The sequence below is a fragment of the Bacillus sp. S/N-304-OC-R1 genome (assembly GCF_019749375.1).
GTDB lineage: Bacteria > Bacillota > Bacilli > Bacillales > Cytobacillaceae > Cytobacillus.
Window position 1 is genome coordinate 409,040 of record NZ_JACWFE010000004.1, and the last position, 25,093, is coordinate 434,132.

General features: G+C 35.6%; 25 protein-coding genes. 12 read left to right on the plus strand and 13 right to left on the minus strand.

All coding sequences use genetic code 11. The features are described 5' to 3' along the window. Positions 1-130: 130 nt before the first annotated feature. Positions 131-1,297, plus strand: a complete 1,167-nt coding sequence (locus H0173_RS07165) for a pyridoxal-phosphate-dependent aminotransferase family protein (RefSeq protein WP_221845642.1) — start codon at positions 131-133, stop codon at positions 1,295-1,297. Between the two features lie 225 nt (positions 1,298-1,522). Then, a complete protein-coding gene (locus H0173_RS07170) occupies positions 1,523-2,224 on the plus strand; it encodes a HoxN/HupN/NixA family nickel/cobalt transporter (protein WP_221845643.1) in 702 nt (233 codons plus the stop codon). Between the two features lie 46 nt (positions 2,225-2,270). Here the strand turns inward: H0173_RS07170 and H0173_RS07175 are convergent, their stop codons facing one another. Both H0173_RS07175 and H0173_RS07180 read right to left on the minus strand, forming a co-directional pair. Beyond that, positions 2,271-3,473 (minus strand): MFS transporter, encoded by a 1,203-nt coding sequence (locus H0173_RS07175; protein WP_221845644.1) that lies wholly within the window; start codon positions 3,471-3,473, stop codon positions 2,271-2,273. Between the two features lie 193 nt (positions 3,474-3,666). Beyond that, positions 3,667-4,014 carry an ArsR/SmtB family transcription factor gene (locus tag H0173_RS07180; RefSeq protein WP_221845645.1) on the minus strand — a complete coding sequence of 116 codons (348 nt, stop codon included), beginning with the start codon at positions 4,012-4,014 and terminating at the stop codon, positions 3,667-3,669. Positions 4,015-4,323: 309 nt separating this feature from the next. Between H0173_RS07180 and H0173_RS07185 the strand changes: the two genes are divergently transcribed. Next, complete coding sequence (locus tag H0173_RS07185) at positions 4,324-4,779, plus strand: nucleoside deaminase (RefSeq protein ID WP_221845646.1); 456 nt, start codon at positions 4,324-4,326, stop codon at positions 4,777-4,779. 49 nt (positions 4,780-4,828) lie between these two features. Here the strand turns inward: H0173_RS07185 and H0173_RS07190 are convergent, their stop codons facing one another. Beyond that, complete coding sequence (locus tag H0173_RS07190; protein WP_260631068.1) at positions 4,829-6,589, minus strand: SulP family inorganic anion transporter; 1,761 nt, start codon at positions 6,587-6,589, stop codon at positions 4,829-4,831. Between the two features lie 163 nt (positions 6,590-6,752). Next, entirely contained in the window at positions 6,753-8,096 is a 1,344-nt protein-coding gene (locus tag H0173_RS07195; RefSeq protein ID WP_221845647.1) for a uracil-xanthine permease family protein, read from the minus strand. A 186-nt stretch (positions 8,097-8,282) separates the two neighbouring features. Here H0173_RS07195 and H0173_RS07200 point away from each other — a divergent pair, with 186 nt between their 5' ends. Then, positions 8,283-9,257, plus strand: a complete 975-nt coding sequence (locus H0173_RS07200; RefSeq protein ID WP_221845648.1) for an aromatic ring-hydroxylating dioxygenase subunit alpha — start codon at positions 8,283-8,285, stop codon at positions 9,255-9,257. A 46-nt stretch (positions 9,258-9,303) separates the two neighbouring features. On the opposite strand, the gene H0173_RS07205 is transcribed toward H0173_RS07200, so the two are convergent. The 4 genes from H0173_RS07205 to H0173_RS07220 are packed head-to-tail and all read right to left on the minus strand — an operon-like array spanning position 9,304 to position 13,343. Beyond that, positions 9,304-9,462: a hypothetical protein gene (locus tag H0173_RS07205; protein ID WP_221845649.1), complete on the minus strand. Its 159-nt coding sequence runs from the start codon at positions 9,460-9,462 to the stop codon at positions 9,304-9,306. A gap of 1 nt (position 9,463) precedes the next feature. Further along, positions 9,464-10,720, minus strand: a complete 1,257-nt coding sequence (locus tag H0173_RS07210; RefSeq protein ID WP_221845650.1) for a Ger(x)C family spore germination protein — start codon at positions 10,718-10,720, stop codon at positions 9,464-9,466. Next, on the minus strand, positions 10,695-11,804 hold the full coding sequence (locus H0173_RS07215; RefSeq protein WP_221845651.1) for a GerAB/ArcD/ProY family transporter: 1,110 nt from the start codon (positions 11,802-11,804) through the stop codon (positions 10,695-10,697). Before H0173_RS07215 ends, H0173_RS07210 begins: the two co-directional genes overlap by 26 nt. Beyond that, a complete protein-coding gene (locus tag H0173_RS07220; RefSeq protein ID WP_221845652.1) occupies positions 11,805-13,343 on the minus strand; it encodes a spore germination protein in 1,539 nt (512 codons plus the stop codon). A 188-nt stretch (positions 13,344-13,531) separates the two neighbouring features. Between H0173_RS07220 and H0173_RS07225 the strand changes: the two genes are divergently transcribed. Beyond that, positions 13,532-13,792, plus strand: coding sequence for a hypothetical protein (locus H0173_RS07225; RefSeq protein ID WP_221845653.1), 261 nt, complete (start codon positions 13,532-13,534; stop codon positions 13,790-13,792). A gap of 35 nt (positions 13,793-13,827) precedes the next feature. On the opposite strand, the gene trhA is transcribed toward H0173_RS07225, so the two are convergent. Continuing rightward, positions 13,828-14,475 (minus strand): PAQR family membrane homeostasis protein TrhA, encoded by a 648-nt coding sequence (trhA, locus tag H0173_RS07230; protein WP_221845654.1) that lies wholly within the window; start codon positions 14,473-14,475, stop codon positions 13,828-13,830. A 143-nt stretch (positions 14,476-14,618) separates the two neighbouring features. Here trhA and H0173_RS07235 point away from each other — a divergent pair, with 143 nt between their 5' ends. After that, positions 14,619-15,185 (plus strand): DUF1836 domain-containing protein, encoded by a 567-nt coding sequence (locus H0173_RS07235; protein ID WP_221845655.1) that lies wholly within the window; start codon positions 14,619-14,621, stop codon positions 15,183-15,185. Between the two features lie 106 nt (positions 15,186-15,291). Here the strand turns inward: H0173_RS07235 and H0173_RS07240 are convergent, their stop codons facing one another. Continuing rightward, the gene (locus H0173_RS07240; RefSeq protein WP_221845656.1) at positions 15,292-16,125 is read right to left on the minus strand and encodes an undecaprenyl-diphosphate phosphatase; all 834 of its coding nucleotides are present in this window, start codon (positions 16,123-16,125) and stop codon (positions 15,292-15,294) included. 320 nt (positions 16,126-16,445) lie between these two features. Here H0173_RS07240 and H0173_RS07245 point away from each other — a divergent pair, with 320 nt between their 5' ends. Further along, positions 16,446-17,495: a CNNM domain-containing protein gene (locus H0173_RS07245; RefSeq protein ID WP_221845657.1), complete on the plus strand. Its 1,050-nt coding sequence runs from the start codon at positions 16,446-16,448 to the stop codon at positions 17,493-17,495. 39 nt (positions 17,496-17,534) lie between these two features. Here H0173_RS07245 and H0173_RS07250 read toward each other — a convergent pair whose 3' ends face one another. Beyond that, entirely contained in the window at positions 17,535-18,668 is a 1,134-nt protein-coding gene (locus H0173_RS07250) for a CAP domain-containing protein (RefSeq protein WP_221845658.1), read from the minus strand. 182 nt (positions 18,669-18,850) lie between these two features. Between H0173_RS07250 and speD the strand changes: the two genes are divergently transcribed. Beyond that, complete coding sequence (speD, locus tag H0173_RS07255; RefSeq protein WP_221845659.1) at positions 18,851-19,657, plus strand: adenosylmethionine decarboxylase; 807 nt, start codon at positions 18,851-18,853, stop codon at positions 19,655-19,657. A gap of 72 nt (positions 19,658-19,729) precedes the next feature. Here speD and H0173_RS07260 read toward each other — a convergent pair whose 3' ends face one another. Beyond that, positions 19,730-20,653 carry a MerR family transcriptional regulator gene (locus tag H0173_RS07260; RefSeq protein ID WP_221845660.1) on the minus strand — a complete coding sequence of 308 codons (924 nt, stop codon included), beginning with the start codon at positions 20,651-20,653 and terminating at the stop codon, positions 19,730-19,732. Between the two features lie 427 nt (positions 20,654-21,080). Beyond that, complete coding sequence (locus H0173_RS07265) at positions 21,081-21,524, minus strand: OsmC family protein (protein ID WP_221845661.1); 444 nt, start codon at positions 21,522-21,524, stop codon at positions 21,081-21,083. A gap of 135 nt (positions 21,525-21,659) precedes the next feature. Here H0173_RS07265 and H0173_RS07270 point away from each other — a divergent pair, with 135 nt between their 5' ends. From H0173_RS07270 to H0173_RS07285, 4 genes are all read left to right on the plus strand, one after another. Then, positions 21,660-22,445 carry a GNAT family N-acetyltransferase gene (locus H0173_RS07270; RefSeq protein ID WP_221845662.1) on the plus strand — a complete coding sequence of 262 codons (786 nt, stop codon included), beginning with the start codon at positions 21,660-21,662 and terminating at the stop codon, positions 22,443-22,445. A gap of 401 nt (positions 22,446-22,846) precedes the next feature. Next, entirely contained in the window at positions 22,847-23,602 is a 756-nt protein-coding gene (locus tag H0173_RS07275; protein ID WP_221845663.1) for an exodeoxyribonuclease III, read from the plus strand. Positions 23,603-23,685: 83 nt separating this feature from the next. Then, the gene (locus tag H0173_RS07280) at positions 23,686-24,237 is read left to right on the plus strand and encodes a helix-turn-helix domain-containing protein (RefSeq protein ID WP_221845664.1); all 552 of its coding nucleotides are present in this window, start codon (positions 23,686-23,688) and stop codon (positions 24,235-24,237) included. Then, positions 24,201-25,064, plus strand: coding sequence for an IS3 family transposase (locus H0173_RS07285; protein WP_221845665.1), 864 nt, complete (start codon positions 24,201-24,203; stop codon positions 25,062-25,064). The genes H0173_RS07280 and H0173_RS07285 overlap by 37 nt, the downstream gene beginning before the upstream one ends. Positions 25,065-25,093 lie beyond the last annotated feature (29 nt).

Consider the following 25,093-nt stretch of genomic DNA (forward strand, 5'->3'; position numbering starts at 1 on the left):
TAAAAGAGTCAACCGATATTTTCATATTTTAAAAACAACATAATTTTTTGAATTATTAATATATTAAAGGGATTTATGGAAATGTATAGAAGTATTCATAATGAGTATGAGGAATATTAGGAGGATGATCATGAGAAACAAAGAAATGTTGTTAATACCTGGCCCGACCCCTGTTATTGATTCTATTTATGATGCCCTAGCTGAAGAAACGAGAAGTCATACTGACCATAGGTTTACTGCAATATATAGGAGCGCTATTGAAAAAACAAGAGAAATGTTTAAAACTGACGGTGAGGTTATAGTTGTCGCTGGCTCTGGCACACTAGCTATGGAGATGGCTCTTGTTAATACAGTAGAAGCAGGAGAAAAAATTCTGATTATAAGCCAAGGATTTTTTGGTGACCGATTTATTAAAATTGCTGAAGCATTTGAAATTGAGGCAGAGGTCATCCAATCTGAATGGGGTAAACAGGTAAACCCTGAAGAAATAAAAGAAAAATTAGCAACTGGCAAATACAAGGCAGTCACGTTAACACATGCTGATACATCAACTGGTGTTGCGGCTAATTTAGATTCACTTGTACCTATCATTAAAAATCATGGAGCTCTCGTTATTCTAGATGGAGTATGTGCCACTGCAGCAATGGAAGAGGACATGAGCAAGTCATATGGAAATGAAGATGCTAAAATAGATGTAATTTTGACAGGTTCACAAAAGGCAATAGGAGTACCTCCAGGAATTGCCATTGTCGCGTTTAACAAGTCTGCACTTGCTGCAAGAGAACAAATCAAACGAGTGCCAGCTTATTACTGTGATATTTACAATTGGATTCCCATAATGAAAGATCCTGCAAAATATTTTGCAACCCCTCCGGTTAATCTTATTTACGCATATGAAAAAGGAATGAAACTTGTACTGGCTGAAGGGATGGAAAATCGTTATAAACGACATGCGGCATTTGGTAAAGCCGTAAGAGCAGCTCTTGCAGTATATGGTATGAAGGCTTTAGCATCAGAAGAAGTAGCAGCAGATACATTAAGCTGTATTCTTTACCCTGAAGGAATGAATGATGCGGTTTTCCGTGCTGCCCTCGCTGAAAAGGGATTAATAGTTGCAGGAGCGCTTGCTCATTTAGCGGGAAAAGCATTTCGAATTGGACATATGGGAAATACAACAGAGGAAATGCTGGAAAAGGCGATCTTATTTATAGGAGAAACAATGATAGAACAAGGATTTGAGGCAGATACTAAAAAGGCAGCTGATAAATTCAGGGAAATGGCAATGCCAATTGGTTAATACCGAAAATAAGAAAATCTCTCGAACAGACCAATTTAAATGATGGATTGGTCTGTCTGATTTTATTAATAGGCTGCCTTCAAATACGTGCATCCACACTAATAGAAAGTATATTTTCCTATATTCATAATATAATTTACATGGAATCTAATAAAAATTAAAATCATTAAACTCAGTGATAATAATAGTTCCTGAGTTTAGGAAGAGAATGGAGGAAGGAAGTTTATGGATGTTACTATTTACTCAGTTTTGGCTCTAGGTTTTATTTTGGGTATAAAACATGCGATAGAACCGGATCATGTTATCGCAGTATCTACAATTGCAAGTCAAAGCAAAAAACTATGGAACGCTTCATTGGCAGGGGTATTTTGGGGAATTGGCCATACAGCAACCTTATTTATCATTGGAATTATTCTTATTTTTATGAAGGGTGAAATACCTGAAAAGTGGTCCTTGTCCTTAGAATTTTTTGTAGGTATCATGCTTGTTTATCTTGGAGTTAAAACTATTAAATCTTTTAAGAATATTCATGTTCATGAAGGTGATGATCATAAACATGTTCATGCTCATAAACAGCATGGTGACCATGAACATAACCTTCAGCACAAGAAACCAAAGTATATAAATTCCTTGTTGATCGGTTTAGTTCATGGACTTGCAGGCAGCGGTGCTATGGTATTATTAACAATGAGTACAGTGAAGAGTATCGGAGAGGCAGCCATTTACATACTTATTTTTGGCGCTGGAACCGTTATTGGAATGCTTTTCTTTACTACTATTATTGGCATACCTTTTGTGATAAGCAAGAACCGTAAAAGCATTAGCGGATCACTTGGATTGGCTACTGGAGTCATTAGTACATTATTTGGAATTTATTACATGTATAATTTAGGATTCAATGAAGGGCTGTTTAGTCTTTGGGTTTAAGATCATCTTAAAAAAGGGAGTTGGTTTGACAATAACCAACTCCCTTCTAAGTTTCCTTAATCGCCATTTTCCCGCTTCTTGCTAAAATAAACAGATATAAAACAATGGATAAAAGAACGGATACCCCGGCAACCTGATAAATAGTACTATAGCCAAACCAGTGGCCGATTTGCCCAAATGTCATTGCACCGACTCCAACTCCTAAATCAAAAAAAGAGAAAAATGTAGCGTTTGCCATTCCCCTTCGATGAGGGGGAGATTCTTTTACCGACCAAGCCTGTAAAGCTGGCTGAACTGTACCGAAGCCGAGACCGTAAATAACGGCAGCGGTATAAAGAATAAGACTATTTGGCAACCAAGATAGTAAACCCATCGAGATTAACACTAGTATAGCTCCAGGAATAAAAACTGCTTTATGCCCCTTTTGATCATACAGCCTTCCTGCGAATGTTCGGGAAAGCAATAAGGCGAAAGCATATAGTAAAAAATACCACTGAATTCCTTCTATCCCTTTTTGTGCTGAATATAGAGGCAAGAAAGAGGCAATTCCTCCAAAAGTAACGGTTAAGAAAAATAATAACATTGAAGGGGGAAGAGCACTTTTTTCATAAAAATCCCACTTTTTATGAGCAACAGCAACAGATTCTACTTTTTTATAACGAATTGTAGAGGATAAGATCAAGGCTGTAAGTCCTAACAATGAACAGAATAGGAATAGAGACTTGAAAGAAATTATGCCAGCTAAAGATAATCCAATAGTTGGACCAAGTGCTAAAGCCAAATTTCCTGAAAGGCCATAATAACCCATTCCTTCGCCTCTTCTTCTAGGCGGTATTAAATCAGTTGCAATCGTACCCGAGGCAGTCGTTGAAAAACCCCAACCAACACCTTGAATAATTCGGAGCATAAAAAGAAACATCAAACTATGTACTAATCCAAAAGACCCGACAGACAGTACAAATATGCCCAGCCCAATTAAATAAACAAACCGTCTTCCTTTTGATTCAAGTGCATGACCAGCGAATGGCCGAAGAAGGAGTGCCGAAAATGTAAAGATACCAACAACAATTCCAATTAACTGATCATTTCCTCCTAATTTTTCTACAAATAGGGGAATCGTCGGCAATGTCATTTGAAATCCTAGAAAAACAAAAAAGTTGGACAAAACAATTAGAATAAAATCTCGGGTCCAAATCTTTTCAGAGCTTGCCTTTGACCTAGAAGCAGCATTGACTAGATCATGACTCATATAAATTCCTCCTGGGAGTAACATGTAATGCATAGTGCCCCTAATTATATTTTCCATTGTAAGGAGTTTTGACAAATAATTAATTAGTAAGTTTCATCGTTATTGTTAGCTAACAAAAAAGAATTATTCTTTTACAGAGGTGGAAGTTCACATGACAAGAGCACAAAAAAACACAGCTTCAAACCAAGCTGTGTCAGTCAGTTTCATCACTAGTTTCACTTTCTGTAAACTTATCTAACATCGTAATTGTATCAACAAGATGATTATTGAAGATTTGTCTAGCTACTTGTAGCAGATCAATAATCATCTGGTCCCGCAATGAATAGATAACGCGATTGCCGTCCTTTGTTCCTGTTACAATGTTTTTTGAGCGCAGGACTGTCAGCTGCTGGGAAACTGCAGACCCTTCACTTCCAACAAGTGTTTGAATTTCATTTACACTTTTGTCGCCTTCAGAGAGAAGTTCTAGAATTCGAATTCTGAGCGGATGAGCCAAAGCTTTAAAGAAATCCGCTTTGAATTTTTGCATTTCAAGGTTCATGTCATAAACTCCTTCTTTCAATAAAGACAGTACATTTTCAGCAGAATGCTATAGTTGACCGGAAAAGTCGGTGTCATACTTGCCAATTAATTGCTAGATGTATACATAATAAAAAGTATTAGTATTAATAATACCATGATAACATGAATGATCCCAGAGATAGGGGATACTGGTTCGATTTTTATATTGTATTCTTCAAAAACTAAACAGAAGTGTCCTAAATCTAATTCAAGCTACACTAAGTTAACTATGGTACAATCTATAAACAAACAATTAGAAATAATGATTAAATGTGAAAGGAGTTTCGAAATGGACCAATTTATGAAGCAAGCAATACAGTTGGCACTCGATAATGTTGAAAAGGGGGGACAGCCGTTCGGTGCAGTTTTGGTAAGGGGCAATGAGGTAATTGCCGAGGGAGTAAATGAACTTCATCTTCATTATGATATTAGCGGACATGCTGAACTTTTAGCCATTAGAAGGGCCCAGGCAGATCTCAAAACATTGGATTTAAGTGATTGCACGATATATGCAAGTGGAGAGCCGTGTGCGATGTGTTTAACGGCAATGTATTTTGCTGGCATTCAAGATGTCTACTATGCAGCTTCTGTAGATGATGCTGAACAAGCAGGGCTAGGTAAATCGAAAATGATTTATCGCGAATTGGCTAAAGCAAGAAGCGAAAGAGAAATAAATATTATCCAAATGCAGATTGATCAGTCTCTTGCAGATCCTATGAAGCAGTGGAAGGATAAACAGAAATAGAACGAAATCAAAAAGCGGTCTGCACGACTAAAGCAGAACCGCTCTTTCTTTATGAAGAAGACAATAGATTTTTCCTAGATTGAACTTGATCTGTTTCTTGTGATAATACCGCACATTCCTGGAATGCGAAATGCTTACAGCCAATACATTTTTCTTTATTTAAATAATGCAAAGCCATATCAATAGCCTCTCCTGTATGTTCAAAAAAATGATGCTCACCTATGACTTCATATAGCCCAGTTTTTATTATGACTCTCTTCGGTTGAGCTCTCATCCCGGCAATTAAAATAACCCCGGTTTTCGAAAAATGACTGACAATTGAAGCTAAAGAGGCTTCACCTGTCGTGTCCATAAAAGGGACATTCTCCATTCTTAATAGCAGCACTTTTGGTTTATAATATATTGTTTTCATGATCGACTGTGAAAATGATTGTGCAGCTCCAAAGAATAGGGGACCTTCAACATTATAGATGCTAATTTGCGGACAATCCCGGTTTTTCGAAACCACCTTTGAATCAACCTTTTTATTCTTATGCATAGGATTTGGCAGTACCTTTGTGGTAATTAATATATCACTCATTCGTTTTGTAAAAAGAATCAGCGCTAATAGAAGTCCAACCTGAACTGCAACTGTAAGATTAATCAACACGGTTAATAAAAATGTGACAACGAGAACGATAGAGTCCCCTGTTTTTGTTTTTAAAATATGATAGAATACATGCTTTTCACTCATATTCCAAGCTACAATCATTAGAATAGGAGCCATACTTGCGAGTGGAATCATTGAAGCATATGGAGCAAAAAGTAAAAGTACAAGCAAAACTACAAATCCATGTGTAATTCCTGATAAAGGAGAAACAGCCCCATTATTAATATTGGTAGCTGTTCTGGCAATGGCTCCTGTTGCCGGGATTCCGCCAAATAAAGGTGTAATAATATTCGCTATCCCTTGTGCTTTAAGCTCCCTGTTACTATTATGTTTTCCATTAGTCATTCCGTCAGCAACTACAGCAGATAAAAGAGACTCAATACTTCCAAGCAGAGCAATGACAAATGCAGGTCCAATAAGTAATTGAATCTTCTCGAAAGTGATTTCTGGAAACCGCCATTGTGGCAATGAACTGGGAATCACACCGAAAGTCGAGCCAATTGTGGCAATATCGCTTGGGTAAAAAAGATTGGCAATGATAGTAGAGATCAATAATCCGATTAAAGGTCCAGGAATTTTCGGAAAGAACATAGGTATTAAGAGTATGATAAAGAGACAAATGCCGGCAGTCAAAATGCTTAATATGTTGAATGAATCTAAATGATTAAAGATTTCCTCGATATTTTGTAAAAAGTATTCGTGCTTTTCAACATTCTCTAAACCTAGAAAATTAGCAATCTGACCAGTAAAAATAATAACTGCAATTCCAGTAGTAAAACCAATAGTTACTGGTTTGGGAATAAATTTAATTAAAGATCCTAAACGGAATATACCCATAAATAAAAGAATAAAACCAGCAAGAAAACCAGCAATAAGCAAATTTTCGTATCCATATGTCATGACAATGCCAAATAAGATTGGAATAAACGCACCAGTTGGACCGCCAATTTGGTATTTGGATCCGCCCAATAATGAGATCAAAATTCCAGCAATTATAGTTGTGTAAATTCCATATTCTGGTTTAACACCAGAAGCAATAGCGAAAGCCATACCCAGGGGGATAGCAATGACACCAACTACTAAGCCGGATATTAAATCCTTTTGAAAACTGTGAAAAGAATAGCCCGCATATCTTCCGGTAAAGAAATTTTTCAGCTGCATAACCATCCCTTTTCTTTATGTTGTTATTTTAGTATATTTGATTATTTGAATATACTAATATATAGAATGTACTCTGATTATGAAATAAAGTCAATGCAAGTGAGCGCAGTAATACAAAAAGAGGAACTAATCTCAAACTAGTTCCCCATTGTTTAATTTATTATTATGAAGCATTTGCATTTATAGTATCAGGAGCCGTTTCCTTTTTCCCTGAAGGAATTACTAAATTCAATACAACTGTGGCAATCGCACCTACTGTAATTCCAGACGATAAAATATAGGTTGCCCATTCAGGCGCACTATATAAAACATCCTTTGGTAATACAGTAACAGCGATTGTTAACAAAATCGGAAGCCCAATGACCATCATATTTCGGTCATCAATAATAATTGGCTGAATAACCTTCATCCCATTTGTCACAATAGCCACGCAAACTATACCAAAAATTCCGTTAATAACAGGTTCAGGAATACATGTGATTGCCGTTGATAGCTTTGGTACTAGGCCTAAACATACAAGAATTAGTCCGCTAGCCATAATGGCTAATCTGCTGGCAACCCCTGTAATCGCTAGTAGCCCAGCATTTGAAGAATAACCTGTCATCGGTGTACTTCCGAAAAGGGCACCAACGAAACAGCCAAGGCCTTCTCCAACAGCAGCGCGGTTTAACCGCTTCTCATCAAGCTCTTTCCCAGTTACAGTTGAAACAACAAACCAAGTACCAGTCGTTTCGATTAAAATAATGAAATAAACTAAAACCATTGTAATAATTGCACTTACATTAAAGATAGGTTTACCGAATGGAAGGAACGATGGCAATGAGAACCATGCAGCTTCTTTAACAGGAGAGAAATCTACACTTCCAAAGAAACTTGCTGTAATTGTTCCAGCAATTATTGCAATAAGAACAGATACTAAACGGAAAAACGTTCCAAGTCCGCTTACTTTACGGCCAAGAAGCATACAAACGATTAACACTCCAGCAGAAACAGCAGCAACAATAATATTATCTCCTACATTCCCTGGTGCAATATAGATGTTATTGATACCGACCGGCATTAACGCGATTCCAACAATAATAATAACAGTGCCTCCAACAAGAGGTGGGATCACTTTCTTAACTACCTTTGCAAACCATTTTAAAGGAAAACCAAGAATGGCAATAATTAGCGCACCAGGAATAAGACTACCTGCAATGGCGCCTAAGCCAAGCTTGCCTCCAATCGCTGCAATTGCACCAATCGGTACATATGAAGGACCTTGTACTACTGGAAGTTTAATGCCAGCGCCAGTTTGAATTAAAGTCGCAAGTCCCGTTGCTAGAAAGCACATTTGGATGAAGAAGGATGTGTTTTCAGTTCCTAAAGATAGAAGTCCGGCAACAATGATTGGTGCAATATATAAGTCCATTGCTAATACGTGCTGTGCTCCAAGCAAAAGCGCCTTTCCATAACTAATTTTATCATCTACTCCAATTATAATCCCATTATCTGGTCTTTTTTCCAATGGTATTCCTCCTAGATTGTATGTGATTTTCTTGTTTTCAACTGGATTATATTAAAAATTTAATTGTTTGTATATAAAAAACGAACATTTTTTAAAAAATAATTAATTTTGTTCGTATTTATGGTTGACCCACAATAGTATTCACATTAAAATGAAAATAGAGAAAACTTGATAGAGGAGACTAACATGATACAAGATAAAGTATTGCTAGAAGATTGGATTGTAGCCTGTCGCTCAATCGATGTAGAAGATAAGCCAAAACAAGTTATTTTAATGGGAGAACGTCTTGTTATTTTCAGAAATAGCAAAGGGGTTCACGCTTTTAAAGATTTATGCATTCATAGAGGAGCTGCTCTTTCACTCGGAGAAGTTAAGCATGACTGTCTTGTATGTCCTTATCATGCGTGGGAGTATAATGATGAGGGGAATTGCGTAAAAATCCCTCAGCTTCCTGAGGGCAGAGCAATTCCTAATAAAGCAAAGGCAATCAGCTATTCATGTCAAGAAAAATACGGATTTATTTGGGTGAATTTAGGTAATAACCAGCCTGATTTCTTCTATTATAAGGAAATGGAAGGAGCGGATTATCGTAATGTCATATGGGGTCCACAGGAGGTCAATGCGAAACCTCCTCGTATAGTAGAAAATTTCTTGGATGTCGGACATTTAGCTGTTGTCCACCAAGGGTTTCTTGGTACAGAAACTCACCGTGTCATAAATGATTATTCCGTAAATAAAGAGGGGAACCGTATATATTCTGATGAGATTGCTATTTATCAGCCAGACCCAGATGGCTCCGGAAAACCGAAGTATGTTTATTACACATATGAAATTATTCGTCCTTTGACCGTCCTGTTTACAAAAAAGGACCGTGAAAATGGGACTCATATGACGATTCTTTTAACAATACGTCCAGAAACAGAATCGAAATCGGTGGCATACGGCATCCTATCCTTTGATTATGAAACGGGATTATCAGATGAAGAAATTATCAAGTTCCAGGATGAGATTTTTGCTCAGGATAAACCAGTTGTAGAAAATCAAAAGCCAGAGGAACTTCCTCTAGATTTACAAGTTGAACTTTCCTTAGTGTGCGATAGGATGAGTATTGCTTATAGACAATACTTAAAAGAGCTTGGAGTTGTTCTTGGAACGAATTAATTAATAGAAACGCGACCTCTTCAAAAAACAAAATAGGTCGCGTTTTTTATTTTAGAATTCCAAAGAAGGCACTGACAAAAGTGATAACTACTAAAGAAGAAACTGCAAGGGAACCGATTTTATTATGATCCTTCCAAAGAGCAACAGAAAAGCCAATTGTATAAGTAAACAAAAAGATCATTAAGATCCATGTCATGATAACCATATTATTCCCTCACACTTTTCAGTTTTGGCATCCTGCTTTGTCTGCCGAAATTTCCAAATGTAATTTCAACCTTAGTGGATATCTCCATATCAGGGTACTGTTTTTCCCAGTTGAATTTTTCATATTCAGGCAAAGTTAGAAACTTCTTTCTGGCAAACAATGACCAGCCAAACGGTTCTCCTTTATATTCTTCTTGGGTTTTAGCAATAAATTTATTAATTTTTGATGAAAAACGCTCCTCTAAATAACTTTTTAACTCATTTCTTTTATCCAGGCTTTTCGCATAATTAACCATACTTTGATCGGTTAATATATCAACCCTTAAAGGAATGGTAATATGTAACTTACCAGATTGGTCTTTAATTTTGAAATCCACTTTGTTTTTTCTAAGCTTTTTTAGTTTTGCAGCGATACGAAAATTTTTATTAAAAGGATCTGGTACTGAAACAACCATTTCTGGTGCAGGCTCCACATCGTTTAATATATTCGCTATTCTCGTTTCCTCACCTGTCAGTTTGCCAATCATTGTTCCTTCTTTAAATATAACTGAGCCAAGAAATTGGGTTCTATTCGTTTCCCCAGTTGTATTAAATTGTCCGGCAAAAAGATTATCACCTTCGGTTGATGGTTTTTCTTCCTCAGGATTATGCTCTGTCGTTGCATAAATCGCTAAAAATAAATCTGCATCTGATTCTGTTATTCTGAGATATCTATGCAATTGAGAATTTGGGATTAATCCCGTTTCTAGACCGCGCCTAATAATAAGATCGAAATATTTATGAGCCCTTGACTCAAGCTTTGGACTATTCTGCTCAAAGAACTTTAATGCATCTTCCTTAGTTACGACTAAGAATACATCTCTTCTAATTTCTCTTTCTTTCGTCGTGTCGTATAACCATCTAATAAAGTTTTTATCTTTCGCAAGTTTTTCTGAAACCATTATATTTCTTAACAAATCATAGGATATTTCTTTTGCGATTACTGTATTGGCTTTCGTTTCTGCCGTAATTATATCCCCTGTTTCGAAGCTAATGATTTCTTGAGGAGGCTCATTCGTTCCACCACCTTGCTGCTGCGTACCATAGTCCGGATTTGCAATAAGATATGAAATTTTAAGGTTATCACCTGTTCCTTTATCAAGCCCAATTGATATTACGTAAGCTCTTTTCTCAATTTCTTTCCTATCCCAGCAACCACCTAATGTGATCACGAGGAAAAGGAGGCAAATCATTTTAATGAAAGTTTTTAGTCTTATCATTTTTAAATTCTCCTCTCACCACTGCTAGAATCCAAATGATAATTGGCAGTAAAAAAAAGAGTGGGCTCACATATGTGAGTAATTTTTCCCTAAGATAGAAAATCGTAAATGTTGGGCTTTCAGGTATCAATCCAAGGAAAAAAACTAAAGTGGCTAAAATAGGGGTTAAATATTCAAAATGTTTTATTTTGAATAGATCACCGAAAAGTAAGGAAGCAAGGTATAAATAGAAAGTAAACCTTACAAATGTAGCAATGAGCCAAAAGGGAAAGAAAAAGGTCTCAATATTAATTAAAAATCCTAATTCCAAATAACGAATAGCTTCATGGAATGGATAGTTCATCATCTTCACACCAACATAGTCAAATAACAAAATAAAACCGATGATGGCAATTGTAATTTCTACAGTTATCAAAGGTAAGGTAATCCAGATCGCCTTTTTAAAGTGACGTTTACTGCTTAAATATGGGTAGATAAGACCTAGATAGAGAAACTCTGCGTAAAGTGTTAATCTCATTGAACTATCTTTTACTACTTCTAAAGGTCCGGGACCAAAAATCGGGAATAAGAAACTAAATTCCCCTCGAAACAGAATAATAATTAATACACTTAGAAGTGACAATTTAATCCAAAATAGGACTGCCCACGAAACAGAGCCGATTTGCTGCAGCCCTTTTTTTGCACCATAGGCACATACCGCCATAAGTACAACGTATACTGCGATTAAAGGAGTTTCAGAGAAATACATCGTCGTTATAATATTAGAATATATCGCTGTATCAAAGGTTAGGGCACATATCAGTATGATCCATAAAATCATCAAGATAATGAATCCAATATACTTTCCGAATAGCCGTCTAATGACATCTGATAAATTTTTTTCCTCGTAGTTTCCTAGTACTTTTATCATAAAATATATAGGGATTATTGATAAAATAGAAATTATTATCGGTGCCATCCAAGCTGCAGTATCTAAATATTTATACAATATGGTTGGTGAATCATCCCCATATTTTGGGCCAACAGTAAGAAAAATGATTGCGACAAATTCACGTAATCCGATCTTTCCCTTAGACTCTTCCATTTAAATTCTCCTAGTTTTTTTCATATCTTTTGGCTTCAAATAGCCTGGACGGAACATTTCATCCTTAAGCATCCTCCTAAATACGGTATCTTTAGATGATATATATTTCGGTGTCATCGGGGCTAAGTAGGGAACACCAAAGGATTTTAATGAGACTAAATAAAATATTCCAGCTGTAAACAAAGCGGTCATTCCGTAAAATCCAAATAGACCTCCAGCAATAAGAAAACAAAAACGAATTAAGCGGATTGTAAAATTCATACTGAGATCTCCAACAGTAAAAGAACTTAAGCCGCTTAACGCTACAACAATTACAACAATAGGACTAACAATATTTGCTTGAACTGCTGCCTGTCCAAGAATCAATGCTCCTACAATACCAATGGTGGGACCGATTGGAGCGGGGACTCGGAGACCGCCTTCTCTAATAAGTTCAAAAGCTATTTCCATCAAAAACACTTCAAATAATGCTGGAAAGGGTACCTTTTCCCTTGTAGATGCGATGGCCAGCAATAAATCTGGAGGAATCATTTCAGTATGGTAGTTTGTAATGGAAACGTATATTGCTGAAGCAAATATGGTGATAAACATTCCGACTGCTCGTAAAGCCCTCGTGAAATTGCCGTACAAAAACCTCATATAATAATCTTCAGATGTATGGAAAAACGACCAAAACGTTGCTGGTACAATCAAGGAGGCAGGGGAATTTTCCATTATTAAAATGATATAGCCATTTTCGATATACGCTGTAGCTCTGTCCGGTCTCTCAGTATATAAAATCGTTGGGAATATCGAAAATGTTCTTTCTTCAATATGTTGTTCTAATAAACCGAGGTTTTGAATGGAATCAACACTAAGACTCTTGAGTCGTTCTCTTATGTTATTTAGTAGTTTTTCATTTGTTATATCCTTTAAGTAGACTAATGTTACTTCGTTTCTTGCTCGTTCAGAAACCATAGTTGATTCAAATATTAGGCTTTCATTACGAATTCTTTTCCTTATCAATGAAATATTTATATCCATTTTCTCTGTAAAGGCTTCCTTTGAACCTTTTAGAGCAATTTCATTGTCTGGTGATCCAATGTCCCGGCCATGAAAATTTGCAGCATTTATACAAAAGGCATTTTTAAAGCCTTCGATAAAGAGGACAGCATGTCCATTATTTATTTTTGTGATAATATCCATAATGACAGTATCAGGCGAAATAGTCAGACCTTGTAATATATCATCCACTTTTTTTTCATTAGCATTTCTAAGAAGTGGTTTAATAATGAAATCATCCAAAATTACTGGATCAGTAATCGTACTTACCGTTAAAATAGCTGCTTTTCGATTTAAACTCTTTATAACCAAACGTCTAATTTTTACATCTTTATTTTCTGGAATCGAATATATTTGCTCAAAAATCTCAATTGTTTTTTCTAAATTTGCTGAAATAGGATTCTCTTTTATTTCGATTTCTCGCTTATTTGATATCTCATTGAACTTTTTATTGCTAACCTTTGTATGTAGCAGCTTTTTAAACAAATCACGAAACATTAATAGCACACTCCCTTCTTAAAAGTTTTCCTTTTTCGTTGGTAATTATGTAAAAAAATTTCTACCGCTTTTGAAAAAGGCATTATCAACCGTAATAGACAAGCATTACAGATTAATTCCTCTGCATATTTTTGTTAAAATTGTATAGAAATTTATTATGTGCTTTTGATTAAATAGGGAGGGAGAAAATGGAATATAGTATTGGACTAATTGTAAGTATTTTGATCACTGTATATTTGGTAATTGATGCTCCGAAACATGGGAAAAGTCCTGTATTATGGGGGATTGTAGGATTTATATTTGGACTTTTAGGATTAGGAATTTATTTAATTGTGACAGGAAGAAAGGCTTTAGGCTGGATCATTGTGGCATTATTCATTCTTTTAGTTATTGGTGTCATACTTCTCTTTGCATACTTCTTCTCCGTGTTCATGAATATGGGCTATTAACAGGGAAAACCCGTTCTAATTGCTAGAGCGGGTTTTTATATTACATATAAATATACACAAAGAAAATGGGACATGCTCCCAAGCATTATGAAAATATGAAAGATTTCATGAAATCCAAAATGATCAAATTCCAGAAACTTAGGTTTAACTCCATATATAACACCACCAATAGTGTATAGAATTCCGCCTAACAATAATAGTAATATTCCAGGCTTGCTTAAAGAATGAGACAATGGGGAGAATGCAAAGATTATAATCCAGCCTACTGCTACATAAAGCATTGTTGAAAGCCATCTTGGACAATTAAACCATATCATTTTAAAAAGAACCCCTATCACTGATATAGTCGTTACAATCGAAAAAATAACCCAGCCAGTTACACCACTTAAACTAATAAGGCAAAAGGGAGCATAGGAACCAGCAATTAGTACAAAAATCATTGAGTGATCTAGTCTTCTCAGGAAAGCGATGACAAGGTCTTTTGCAATTACCATATGATAGGTGGCAGAAGCAGTGTAAAGCAAAATCATACTTATTCCAAAAATAATGACAGACGTAATCACGAGAGGAGAGGAAGTAGTGATTGAAGCTTTAATAACCATAGCCAAAAGCCCGACAAATGAAAGGATTGCTCCAGCTAAGTGTGTGAGTCCATTAATAGGTTCGCGGATATAAGATGTCATAAGATAACCCCCTAATATGTTGTTATGTAGTTTTGATAACTACTTAAAATGATACATCTATTACATTACATAGTCAATCATTTACATACACTTTTTTTTCCTGTAAAATCAACATACAGATCATAAGTAATGAGGTAAATTAAATGGACAATAAATTAATAGATATTACCGGTTTAAACAATCAAATCACGCTAAACGAAATTCCAGACATTGACCTGTATATGGATCAAGTAATTCAGCTATTTGAAAATAAATTCAGCAACTCGAAGCGAAATGAAGATGAAAAAGTTCTGACAAAAACGATGATTAATAATTATGCAAAGGGAAAATTATTCTTTCCAATTAAAAATAAAAAATATTCGAAGGAGCATCTTATCCTAATCAGCTTGATTTATCAATTAAAGGGAGCACTTTCGATTAATGACATAAGAGGAACTCTTTCAAAAATCAATGAAAAGATTGTAGACCATTCTTTTAAGGTTGAACAATTTTATGAGAGTTTTCTTCATTTAACAGAGAAAAATGCAGCTGTATTTGAGAAAGACATTATCAACAAAGAGAATGATGTGGTAGAAGAGATAAATATTCTTGAGGATATGGAGTCAGGTCAGTTAGAAAAAATTCTCATGATTGCGTCTATGGCCCACATGAGCAATTTATATCGTAGAGCAGCCGAAAAGCTAATTGATAAGTTAGAGGAGAAGGAATAAAAGGGGAGTAAAATACTGAAGAATTATAAAACGATATGTTAAGTGATTTGTTAAAAGAAACAATAGTCCTTCATATATAAAGTAAAGGACTATTGTTTGTAGTTTTTTAAATGTAAACAATGTAAATAATGATAGCAAGTACTATGCGGTAAATAGCAAAGGGCACTAGCTTTATTTTGTTTATTAGCTTTAAAAAGAAGCGAATAGACAATAACGCAAAGACAAAAGCACTAATAAATCCAGCGATAAAGAACGGCAGGGCATCCATCGTGAAATATTGCCAATTTTTTAATAATGAAATAAAGCTAGCTCCAGCCATAATTGGAACGGCCATAATGAAAGTAAAATCAGCTGCTGCCCGATGGCTTAACCCAAGCAAAACACCACCGGATATTGTTGAACCGGATCTTGAAAAACCTGGCCAAAGGGAGAAGCATTGAATAAGGCCAATTGAAAATGCTTGCTTATATGTAATTTGATCAACTGAGTCTACTTTTGGTTTTTTTGCGCCAAAAATATCGGCAAGGATCATAAAAATTGCACCAATCACTAAACCAATTAATACAGTTTTTGTAGAAAATAAGTTTTCATCAATATAGTCATCGAATAAAACACCTAAAATACCTGCTGGGATCAGGCCAACAATAACTTGAGTCAGCTTTAACCGCGAACCTGCATTCGCCTCAGAAGTATTTCTCCCTAGACCAAGCATTTGAATAAATCTGTCTTTAAACACAATAACGACTGCAAGGATGGAACCTAATTGAATAACAACTTTAAATGTATTTGCTGTTGATTGCGATAGAAAATCCTTTGAATGAAGCCACATATCATCCACGATAATCATATGTCCTGTAGATGAGACAGGTGCGAATTCCGTTAATCCCTCGACAAGTCCTAAAATAATTGCCTTCAAAATCATGATAAAATCTACTGCCATTTTACGATTAATTCTCCTTTATGATGCAGAGGCATCACTTTTATTCGGATTTGATAACTAAACGAATAATAAATAGACATAACTCTGCAGTAATTAGAATAAAAGTCCAATTGAAAATGATTTAGGTATGATACGCTGTATCAGTATACCATAAATAAAATCGGTATGACTAAGCATTTCATACTGAATTATTTCTAGGATTCATACAGTTTTTATCATCATACCAGAAAATAAATACTTTTTTTATTCGGTTCAGATTTAACAGCATAATAATTGGATACTATTAGTAGGACAAGGAATATTAATGGAGGCTGTCTATTTTGTTTATTGCAATCCTATTTTTTATGCTTATGTCTTTTTTCTTATCTGGTAGTGAAACTGCCTTAACCGCAGTAAATAAAATGAAATTAAAGACAAGAGCTGAAAATAATGATAGTAAGGCTGAAAGACTTTTAAAGCTAGTTTCGAAGCCGGATGAATTAATTACTGCCATCTTGATTGGAAATAATATTGCGAATATTATGCTACCAACTCTTGTCACAATTATTGCAATAAAATATGGTTATAGTGTCGGGCTAGCTACTGGAATTTTAACAGCAGTTCTTATCATTTTTTGCGAGGTGCTGCCAAAGTCAATTGCTGCTTCATTATCAGAAAAAGTTGCTTATGCAGTGTATCCTGTTATTCGAGTGCTGTTAATAGTTTGTAAACCATTAACCTTCTTACTCTCAAAATTTACTCGTACCATCATTAAAATTTTTACGAAGGACCAACAGCATTCTATTTCAGTATCCCGTGAGGAATTAAGGGCAATGGTTGATATCGCAGCGGTTGAAGGGACATTTCGAATTGATGAAACAAGAACTCTAAAAGGAGTTCTTGATTTCTACAGCCTTGATGTCCATGATGTCTTAAAAACACCGAGGATGAAAATTGAGGGGATACCAAGTGAATCTACATTTGAAGAAGCAAGAGAAATTGTCCTTTATAATAAATATTCCAGATATCCAGTTTATAAGGAAGATATTGATCAAATAATCGGTGTGTTTCATTCAAAGTTATTACTAGCATGGTCATTACACCCAAATAAGAGTTTAGATGATTTTACTGACAATGATCCACTGTTTGTATTTGAATTTCATTCCATAGAGAAAGTATTTAAATTAATGAATAGAGAGAGAAAACATATGGCGATTGTTCTTGATGAGTATGGAGGTACACAAGGGCTTATTACTCTTGAGGATATAATCGAAGCGATGCTCGGTCAAGAGATTGAAGACGAGTCTGATGAAGAGGATGATATTGTTCAAAGAATAGAAAATAGGAATGCCACAAAACATATTAGTGGAGACCTGGTAGACAGTACTTAATACAGAAAAAATGGCTGAACATAACGTTCGGCCATTTTGTTATCTACAATAGAAATTTTCTGTGTAATACGGCTGTGACTTCGAGTTAAAGGCGACGCCGACACCTAAATACCGATACTCTGGTCTAAGAATATTTTCCCGGTGACCGAGTGAGTTCATCAATCCTTCATGAGCAAATATGGAGCTAAACTGCCCAGTCGCAAGATTTTCACCAGCCATTGTAAAGGATACGTGATCCTTGCTCATACGATCAAATGGAGATAAACCTTCCAAGTTTGTATGAGAAAAATAGTTTTGATCTGCCATATCCTTGCTATGCTTCCGCGCGGTTTCCCTAACATGGTCATCCCATTGCAATACTGTCAGATTATGCTTAACGCGGTCTGCATTCGTTAAATCAAACAATTGATATTCAAAGCCTTCCTTTAAAGGAAGAGAACCTTCCGTGTAAAAATAATGCTTCACTTGTTCAAGATTCTCATCAATAATTTGAATAGCTGTTACAGTATTATTCGAATGTTTATCGTAAAAAATAGTGACAAAACTATTATCCATTTTAAACATATCATAGTCCCGGTCTTCCTCAATTTGGTAATAAACCAAACCTTTTCTAATTTGCTTCAAAGGATCCCCTAGCTGCTGACGAACATTTTCCTTCGTACTGCCAAGCTTGATCCCTTTTTGGGAAGCAATTAGATCCTGATTTGTATACAATGCGGCTACTCTGTTATTCGTATCGTAGGCGACCATTAAGAAATTATGATAGTTTTCATGGTACGAATACCATTTAGTGCCGTATTCATTATATGAAGACCGTTTCGCGAGGCCAATTTGTTTTTCAACGTTTTCCTTTAATTCACCTAAAGCAATATTATGAATCGAAAATGCATGCTCCGATGGAATGGTTAGATTAGGTTTTTTCGCTTGCTCGGGTTTAGTTTCTTTTAAAGGAAGCAACTCATTGTTTTCAAGCTTATTCGTTAACTCATTGATTGTTCCGTATATTACATCAACTGTTTCAGTTACACGAGGGTTTTCGGCCAAAGCCTGAATCTCAGTTTTTATATTTTCTAAAATAGGGGCATATTTTGTTTTTTCAATTTGGTTTTCAATAAAGGGCCACGATAAATATATAATAAATAACAAGATGACCGTTCGAAATAATCTACCCATTGTTTGTTATACCTTCTTTCAGTAAATGGCCGCAATTAGTTCTCATTATAAATAGAAACAGTTAAATAATAAAATAATATACACCTAGTTATTTATGGTAACAGCTTATTTATCATATTTGCCTATCGTAATGGGCAATATAACAATATTTACAGGAGTTTCAAAAAAAGGGGGAACTGATTTTGACCTTAACTCCAGAGCAAACCATTGAACTGCATGGATTTAATAACTTAACGAAGTCGTTAAGCTTTAATATGTATGATATTTGTTATACGAGGACGAAGGAAGAGCGAGACGCATACATAGAGTATATTGATGAGGAATACAGCGCAGAAAGGTTAACAAAAATATTAAAAAGCGTGTCAGAGATTATTGGGGCCCATGTATTAAACATTGCCCAGCAGGACTATGTGCCTCAAGGGGCTAGTGTAACAATGCTTGTATCAGAAGGACCCGTTGTCGAGGTGCCAAGTGAGTCATTAAAAGAATCTCCAGGTCCGCTGCCAGAATCCGTTGTTATGCAATTAGACAAAAGTCATATTACCGTACACACCTATCCTGAATATCACCCATCAGATGGGATAAGCACATTTAGAGCCGATATTGATGTCTCAACATGCGGGGAAATTTCTCCTTTAAAAGCATTAAATTTTTTAATTCATTCATTTGATACGGATATTATGACCATTGACTACCGTGTACGTGGTTTCACTCGAGATAAAGACGGAAAGAAGCTCTTTATCGATCACAATATTAGCTCCATTCAAAATTATATTCCTGACGAAATTAAAGATGAATTCGACATGATTGACGTCAATATTTATCAGTCCCACATTTTCCATACAAAATGCAGAATCCGCGATTTTGATTTAAACAACTATCTCTTTGGCTACACAAAGGACAAACTCAGTGGGGGAGAAGTCGAAGAAATTACAGAAAAACTCAAAACAGAAATGGACGAAATCTTTTATGGTACAAATATGAATTAAGGAAAAGGTTAGTCAAATATCACAAATAAGACGGTCTTAACTTTTAAGACCGCCTTACTTTTCTACTATACATTACCCCCAAAGCTTCCACCAAGGTTTCACTTTTTCTTCAGATGCTGCCGCAGCTTTCCGGAAGCTGGCCATTAAATCTTGAAACATCCTTTCGCGTTGAATAACATCTTCCAAATATTGCTCACGTTCCCGATTAATTGTTTCAATATAGATTTCACGGTCCTGGTTTAACGTTTCAATTAGTGCACTAATTTCCGTGTGGGTAACCTCTGCCGAACTCGATATATAATGAATCATTGTTTTGAATTCTTCAGATGCAGCTTCAGATGATTCGGAAACTCGGTGAACTAGGCTCCGAATTTGTTCGGAAGTGCCTTTCGAAGCTTTCGAAATCCTTTTGCTCAAGGTTTCGAGCGACTCGGAAGTATGTTCCGAAACATTATGTATCTGGCTAGAAAGCTCGGTAATTTCAAGGCGTGTTTTTTCATTTGACTTATAAATGGAATCCGAAAGACTTTTCACAGTATGTAGGGAACTCTTCGAAATCTCTTTTTTTACTTCTTCAATAACTTCTTTCCTTATACAAGTCTTGATTTCTGTTCGTACATCCACTATTAATTGGTTCCTGAACATTTCCATGGCTTCATAGACCATTGCGAGCTCATTTTTCTCTATTACTAGGTTTGCTTCATTCTCAACAGGGGATAAAGAGGTTTCGACTGTTTCGGAAGCAGGTTCCGAATGTAAATGCTGCTGAAGTAATTCCCTAATCATTTCCTTGCTTAGGTTTTTTGTTCTCATTTGTTTAATCTTTTCAAGCAATTGAATTTCCCTATCTGAATAAAATCTTGCCCCTTGTTTAGAGCGGGGAATAACAAGAAGGTCATCCAAATCCTTCTCCCATTGACGAAGTGTGCCAGCTGGTATATTTATCATTTTAGATACTTCCTTGATTGTGTATGCTTTTACAAATTGACTTGACATTCGATATCCATCCCTTTCTGTCTAGCATCATTATGAATAATTCGGAATATATTCCAAATAAATTTTCTATGTAAAAGTTATTCAGCAAGAGATACCCTATTTTCCTGCTACCTGACAAAAGCTATCAAAAGTAGTCCTATTTCAACAGAAATAAATATTTTCGCTATAAAAAATAAAAAAAATGTAGCAAAAAAAGAATTCTGTCGATTAATTCATAAATATTTCTGCATAGTAATGAAAACCTTACTTTCAGTGCCTCCTTACTAGCCAATTTATGTTAGCCTCATTATTTTGAAATATTCATTAAAGAGGAGTGCGAAGGAATAAAAAAGTGCTAATTCTGTCCCTTATTTAAAAGAAGCAAAATTAGCACTTTTTTTATTTTATGTAATATTTTTCTCACATGATATTTGAATATACTGATGTATTACTTTAGAATAGCCGCTTGCAATTCAATTTCTACATTTCCTTTTACCGCACGAGAAATCATGCAGGAAGCTTCGGCTTTATGTGCCAATTTAAGTGCCATGGCCTCATCTCGCTCAGTTGCACCTTGCTTTAATACAATCGTTGGACGGTGGATGATTTTTTTATACGTAATAACACTATTTGTTACATCCACAATTCCCTCAGATTCCATGTACAAATCGACTTTTTCTAGTTTACTGCGCTCCATCATCGCAGCAAGAGTAATGATGAAGCATGTTGCAGCTGCCCCAAGCAGCATTTCATCTGGATTTGTCCCGATTCCCGGTCCATCCATCTCAGGGGGAATAGATACCTTCGTTTTCAATGATCCTGTTTCGATCTCACCAACGTCATTTCTTAGTCCTGGCCAGTGAGCCTTCAAGTGAAAATGATGTTCTGCCATTATTGTTAATCCTCCTTCTTAACGGTCCAATTTTTCGATAAATAATAGAGATGATTTACATATTTGGGAGTGTAATGTAATAATTATGTAGATTCATAACATTTTTCGCTTTGATACATAATTGGGAGGCATATTATGAAATTTTTACAAGATATCCTTGAATTAGATTACGCCTATTTAGAAAGCTTTACATCACGTACCGATAAATGCTGGGGAATTCTATTTTGCAATGAATACCAGCCTCATTATTATAGTGCCAATCATGCACATATTAGTCAAATAGCAGCTCAGCCTCAGAACATAATCAATGAAGTAATGAATTATTTCCAATCAAAAGGAATCATTCCTAGATTTTATATCTATCAGCTGGATATTCAAGAGGAATTTATCTCAATACTGAAAGAGAATAATTTTGGTTTTGAAGAATTAATTGAGCCTATTCAGCAATGGAACAAAAAAATTTATCAGAGGGAAGCTCCAGACCAAATCACCATCGAATTAGTTACAGACAAAAATTATTCTGAAGCACTTCATATTGAATGCAGCATTAAAGAATTAGGAGGAAAAATTGTAAGAGAAAGGGCATTTGAGCACGAGTTTAATCATCCGAAATTTACATATTATTTACTTAGATATAATGGCATTGCTTGTGCAACAGCTTGTTTATTTGTAAATAATAAACAGGGCCGCCTTGAAAGTGTTGCAACCTTAGAAGAATATCGAGGAAAAGGACTTATTGGCTTTTTAATACAACATATTCAAAAAGAAGCAGCCAAACTAGGATTAGAAAATCTTTGGGTGTTCCCAATCAATGAAAAAATCGAAAAGGTCTATCAAAAATACGGTTTTACAACGATAGGTAAAATAAGAATGGGACACGCCTATTTAGGCGGAAAGAGTATAAAAGAGATTCAAGGATAACAATGTTTATGGAGGTGGGGTGTATATTATTTGATGAATTTACGAGATTGAGAGAGGTATTGGACAAGAAATCATATATTCATCAAAATTTGTCCAATATCACCCCGTTATTGGACAAGAAAACACAAATTCACCAAAATTTGTCCAATAACACCACTTTATTGGACAAGAAAACACAAATTCACCAAAATTTGTCCAATAACACCACTTTATTGGACAAGTAAACACAAATTCAACAAAATCTGTCCAATAACACCGCATTATCGGACAAGAAAATACAAATTTATCAAAATTTGTCCATTAACCTAGCTTTCTATTACTATCTATCATTTCGTAGCACTTAATACTGTTCCATGTTATTCTAGTAGTCTAGAGTTCTATGAAAAAGGAGTCTTTTCAACATGAAATTTGTTTCTTGGAATGTGAATGGAATTCGAGCTTGTGTGAAAAAAGGTTTTTTGGATTATTTTCATGAAGTGGATGCTGATATTTTTTGTATTCAAGAGTCAAAGCTGCAGGAAGGTCAAATTAACCTGGAGCTTAATGGCTATTATCAATATTGGAATTATGCATTGAAAAAAGGGTATTCTGGTACAGCTGTGTTTACGAAACAGAAGCCGCTATCTGTTAAATATGGAGTAGGGGAAAAAGAGACGGAAGATGAAGGGCGGATTATTACGCTTGAGTTCGAATCTTTCTACTTGGTGAATGTGTATACGCCAAACTCTCAGCGTGACTTGGCTCGTCTTTCGTACCGACTAGAATGGGAAAACAATTTACTCCAATATTTACGTGAATTGGATCAAATAAAGCCAGTTGTGTATTGTGGTGATCTTAATGTTGCACATGCTGAAATGGATTTGAAAAATCCTAAATCCAATGAAGGAAACTCCGGTTTTACTCAAGAGGAAAGAGCAAAAATGACGAAGTTGCTAGATTCTGGTTTTGTAGATACCTTTCGATATGTTTATCCGGATGCAGAAGGGGCTTACACTTGGTGGTCCTATATGGCAAAAGTGAGAGAGCGGAATATTGGATGGCGGATCGATTATTTTATCGTTTCAGATCGAGTGAAGGAATTCATCAAATCAGCGCAAATTCATTGTGACATAATGGGCAGTGATCATTGTCCTGTCGTGCTTGAAATGGAATTATAATAGTAAAAAGGGTATCCAATAGATGCATCGGTGCTGCACCCCAAAAGTTAGAGTTAAAAAACTAACTTTTGGGGTGTTTTTCTATGGCAAAATATAGTGAAGGATTTAAATTGAAAGTTGTTCAGGAGTATTTAGAAGGTAAGTTGGGTTATCAATTATTATCGAAAAAATATGAGATGCCATCTTCAACTCCAATTGAACAATGGGTACGAGCTTATAAAGCTTTCGGTAACGAAGGTTTACAACGAAAAACAGGAAAAGAAGTATACGCTGTTCAATTCAAGCTTGATGTATTACACTTTATGAAACAAACAGGTGCTTCTTATCATGATACAGCGATTGAATTTAACATGAATAATCCGTCATTAATTGCGAATTGGAACAGTCAAGGAATAGAGGGCCTGCAAGAAAAATTGAAGGGACGGCCATCTATGTCTAAAAAGCCTAAAATTACACCTGCTAAAGGTGAAAAAACAATGTCACGTGAAGAACAATTAGAGCGTGAAAATGAACTACTTCGTCTAGAGGTGGCGTATTTAAAAAAGTTGAAAGCTTTTCGGGAGAATCCGGACGCCTATCTCGAAAAGCACAAGCAGCGTTGGTCTTCGAACTCAAAGAAGAAGGATTCCGATTAAAAGATGTCTTAAAACAAGTGGATATTCCTGAAGCAACGTACCACTATCACATCAATCAAATGAATAATGAAGACCCGGATCAAGCGTGGAAAACGTTGATTTTAGCGCTATTTGAGAAGCATGAAGGTCGATATGGTTATCGTCGCATCTATCCGGAATTAAGAGCACAAGGATACGTAATTAATCATAAGAAAGTACAACGACTTATGAACGAACTCGATTTAAAGTGCGAGAAGTTCGTTCGTAAATCTCGTTATAAATCTTATAAAGGCAAAGTAGGTAAAGTAGCAAAGAATCGATTAAACCGTCGTTTCAGCACCCGAAATGCCTTACAAAAAATTGTGACAGACGTAACGGAATTCAAGTGTACAGGAGATGAAAAATTGTATTTAAGTCCGATAATGGATTTGTATAACGGTGAAATTATTAGCTTCAGTCTATCTAAACGTCCGACACTCGATTTTGTGATGGAATCGCTACAGCAAGCACTGCCTATCATTTTAGAACACGCCAATCACCGTACAACGATTCATTCAGATCAAGGATGGCATTATCAACACAATTCATGGGTGAAAACATTAAAGCAAAACAAGATTTTCCAAAGCATGTCTCGTAAAGCAACATGTGCAGACAATGCGGCAATGGAAAACTTCTTTGGCATACTGAAACAGGAAATGTATTATGGAGAAGAATTGATTTCATACGAAGCCTTAAGAAAGAGAATTGAAAGATATATAGATTACTATAACAACGAACGGATTAAACAAAAACTGGCTGGCATGAGTCCAGTAAAATACCGAACTAATGCCAGCCAATTAGCTGCATAATAAAAACTCTAACTTTAAGGGGTCACTAC

Coding starts and splice junctions, on each gene's coding strand:
- H0173_RS07275 (WP_221845663.1), top strand. CDS start 22,847: ATGAAATTTGTTTCTTGGAATGTGAATGGAATTCGAGCTTGTGTGAAA.
- H0173_RS07210 (WP_221845650.1), bottom strand. CDS start 10,720: ATGATAAGACTAAAAACTTTCATTAAAATGATTTGCCTCCTTTTCCTC.
- H0173_RS07170 (WP_221845643.1), top strand. CDS start 1,523: ATGGATGTTACTATTTACTCAGTTTTGGCTCTAGGTTTTATTTTGGGT.
- H0173_RS07205 (WP_221845649.1), bottom strand. CDS start 9,462: ATGGTTATCATGACATGGATCTTAATGATCTTTTTGTTTACTTATACA.
- H0173_RS07240 (WP_221845656.1), bottom strand. CDS start 16,125: ATGGCAGTAGATTTTATCATGATTTTGAAGGCAATTATTTTAGGACTT.
- H0173_RS07225 (WP_221845653.1), top strand. CDS start 13,532: ATGGAATATAGTATTGGACTAATTGTAAGTATTTTGATCACTGTATAT.
- H0173_RS07235 (WP_221845655.1), top strand. CDS start 14,619: ATGGACAATAAATTAATAGATATTACCGGTTTAAACAATCAAATCACG.
- H0173_RS07165 (WP_221845642.1), top strand. CDS start 131: ATGAGAAACAAAGAAATGTTGTTAATACCTGGCCCGACCCCTGTTATT.
- H0173_RS07190 (WP_260631068.1), bottom strand. CDS start 6,589: ATGCAGCTGAAAAATTTCTTTACCGGAAGATATGCGGGCTATTCTTTT.
- H0173_RS07185 (WP_221845646.1), top strand. CDS start 4,324: ATGGACCAATTTATGAAGCAAGCAATACAGTTGGCACTCGATAATGTT.
- H0173_RS07270 (WP_221845662.1), top strand. CDS start 21,660: ATGAAATTTTTACAAGATATCCTTGAATTAGATTACGCCTATTTAGAA.
- trhA (WP_221845654.1), bottom strand. CDS start 14,475: ATGACATCTTATATCCGCGAACCTATTAATGGACTCACACACTTAGCT.
- H0173_RS07180 (WP_221845645.1), bottom strand. CDS start 4,014: ATGAACCTTGAAATGCAAAAATTCAAAGCGGATTTCTTTAAAGCTTTG.
- H0173_RS07200 (WP_221845648.1), top strand. CDS start 8,283: ATGATACAAGATAAAGTATTGCTAGAAGATTGGATTGTAGCCTGTCGC.
- H0173_RS07215 (WP_221845651.1), bottom strand. CDS start 11,804: ATGGAAGAGTCTAAGGGAAAGATCGGATTACGTGAATTTGTCGCAATC.
- H0173_RS07220 (WP_221845652.1), bottom strand. CDS start 13,343: ATGTTTCGTGATTTGTTTAAAAAGCTGCTACATACAAAGGTTAGCAAT.
- H0173_RS07250 (WP_221845658.1), bottom strand. CDS start 18,668: ATGGGTAGATTATTTCGAACGGTCATCTTGTTATTTATTATATATTTA.
- H0173_RS07280 (WP_221845664.1), top strand. CDS start 23,686: ATGGCAAAATATAGTGAAGGATTTAAATTGAAAGTTGTTCAGGAGTAT.
- H0173_RS07175 (WP_221845644.1), bottom strand. CDS start 3,473: ATGAGTCATGATCTAGTCAATGCTGCTTCTAGGTCAAAGGCAAGCTCT.
- H0173_RS07265 (WP_221845661.1), bottom strand. CDS start 21,524: ATGGCAGAACATCATTTTCACTTGAAGGCTCACTGGCCAGGACTAAGA.
- H0173_RS07260 (WP_221845660.1), bottom strand. CDS start 20,653: ATGTCAAGTCAATTTGTAAAAGCATACACAATCAAGGAAGTATCTAAA.